General features: G+C 66.4%; 1 protein-coding gene and 1 pseudogene. Both read right to left on the bottom strand.

Translation table 11 applies throughout. The features are described 5' to 3' along the window. Window positions 1-339 precede the first annotated feature (339 nt). A pseudogene (locus HCN58_RS35180) lies at window positions 340-1,224 on the bottom strand (IS91 family transposase); the annotation flags it as partial. A 16-nt stretch (window positions 1,225-1,240) separates the two neighbouring features. Beyond that, window positions 1,241-2,116 (bottom strand): tyrosine-type recombinase/integrase, encoded by an 876-nt coding sequence (locus tag HCN58_RS35175; RefSeq protein ID WP_171583850.1) that lies wholly within the window; start codon window positions 2,114-2,116, stop codon window positions 1,241-1,243. Window positions 2,117-2,218: the final 102 nt, after the last annotated feature.

Raw genomic sequence — 2,218 nt, 5'->3', positions numbered from 1 at the left:
TGTGAAGGGTTTGGGATGCCGGCCGCTTGAGGGAGCGCGCCGCGTGTTCGGCGGCCGGCGTCCGAAAGCCTCCAAGGGAGGAAACCGCGCTTAAGGAACGTAGAGCGGTGCCGCAGGCGCTATGGGGATTTGAGCGCCGGGGGTGATCTCGTGATTGGGATCGAGCCGGTCCAACGAGTTGCGGGACGGTGAAGCCGCTGACGAATGCGCGGCGGGCGGCGTCGAGCTCGGTAAATTGTCGAGCGATTTGCGGCGACAGGCGGCTATCTGGCCGCGCTGTACCGTGGCCGGTCGAGAGCCGGCGAGCGCGACGGGCTGATTGGCGGGATTGTGCCACGGTCATGAGGTGTCGATCCTGATCACGGGCGCTGGAGCTGTCGGCCGATGCCGTGGCGTTGCGCCGCGCGCGAACACCTCGATGATGATCATGTAACCGCCGCAGCATGGTGAGGAAACGGCGGATGAACTCGCCGGTGGCGAGCGTCATCCGCTTGCATCGATCGCGGTCCTTGATCCGGTAGTCCTTCCACTTGAAGGTGACGCGCTGATCGTCGCAGGCGATCAGGCGGCGGTTGGCGATGGCAACGCGGTGGGTGTAGCGCGACAGATAGGCCAGCACCGCCTCAGGCCCGCCGAACGGGCGCTTTGCGTAGACGACCCACTCGCACTTGCGCAGCGGCGCCAGGAGGGCCGCGAAGGATGCCGTGTCGGCCAGGTGGATGTTGTCGCCGAAGAAGCTCAGGCGGCCTGCTTGGTGGGCGGCGGCAAGCTTCTCCAGGAACAGTCGGCGGAACAGGCGCGAGAGCACGCGCACCGGCAGGAAGAACCCCGGCCGGCAGAATACCCAGCGCTGGCCGTCGAGCGAGATGCCGCCGCCCGGCACGATCATGTGCACGTGCGGATGATGGGTCAGCGCCGAACCCCAGGTGTGCAGCACGGAGGTGATGCCGATCCGCCCGCCCAGATGCTTCGGATCGGCGGCGATCGTCAGCATGGTCTCGGCCGAGACCTTGAACAGGAGATCGTACACCACGGCCTTGTTCCGGTAGGCGATGTCGGCGACGGCCGCAGGCAGCGTGAACACCACGTGATAGTACGGCACCGGCAACAGCTCGGGCTCGCGGTCGGCGAGCCAGTCCCTCGCGGCGGCGCCCTGGCACTTCGGGCAGTGCCGGTCGTCGTATAGGCGCAGTCCGCGCAGCGCGCGACATGGCCGCCGAGCGACATGCGCGCCTTGGCGTCAGCCGGGCGGCCGGATCTCCCGGAGCTTGAGTGCGAGGTGCTCGAGCGGGCTCATGACCTCGCTGATCGTCTTGGTGGCGACCCGGGTATAGAGCGCGGTGGTGTCGAGCTTGGCATGACCGAGCAGCACCTGGATGACGCGGACATCGATGTTCTGCTCGAGCAGATGGGTGGCGAAGCTGTGCCGCAAGGTGTGTAGCGAGACGCGCTTGTTGATCTCCGCCATCTGCGCGGCGGCGTGACAGGCGCGATTGAGCTGGCGCGTGGTCATCGGCTGGGCCGGATCGCGGCCCGGGAACAGCCAGCCCTGCGGCCGCGCCGCCTTCCACCAGGTCCGCAGCAGATTAAGGAGGCTCGGCGACGGCATGACGTTGCGGTCCTTGCCGCCCTTGCCCTGCTCGACGCGGATGATCATCCGCTGGCTGTCGATGTCGGCGATCTTGAGCGAGACCACCTCGGTGGCGCGCAGGCCGGCACCGTAGGCCACGCTCAGCGCCGCCTTGTACTTCAGCCCCGGGGCGGCATCGAGCAGCCGCGCCACTTCCTCCGGACTGAGCACCACCGGCAGCTTGCGCGGCTCGTGAACGACGTGGGTACGCTCGATGATCTGATGGCGCTTCAGCGTGACCCGGAAGAAGAACCGCAGCGTCGAGACGGTCTGATTGATGGTCGGCACACCAACGCCGCTCGCCGTCAGATGAAGCTGGTAGCGGCGCACGTCCTCGAAGCTCGCCGTATCCGGTGATCGCCCGAGAAACGCAGCGAAGTGCTTGACCCTTTGCACGTAGTCGTGTTGGGTTTTGGGCGCAAATTTGCGGATCGTCATGTCTTCGATCATGCGCCGGCGCAACGGGCTTACTGCCTCGTCGGTCATGGGGATGCTCCTGTTTTGAGTGAAGGTTGCGAACCCCTCATCTCAAGACAGGACGCCCCGTTGCGCTATCCTCTTGGCTGTGCCGTCAGCCCCGCCGCCCTA

Source organism: Bradyrhizobium australiense (assembly GCF_013114825.1).
Taxonomy (GTDB): domain Bacteria; phylum Pseudomonadota; class Alphaproteobacteria; order Rhizobiales; family Xanthobacteraceae; genus Bradyrhizobium; species Bradyrhizobium australiense.
Note: the sequence above shows the minus strand (reverse complement) of the source record. Positions and strands in the feature narration are given on the sequence as shown.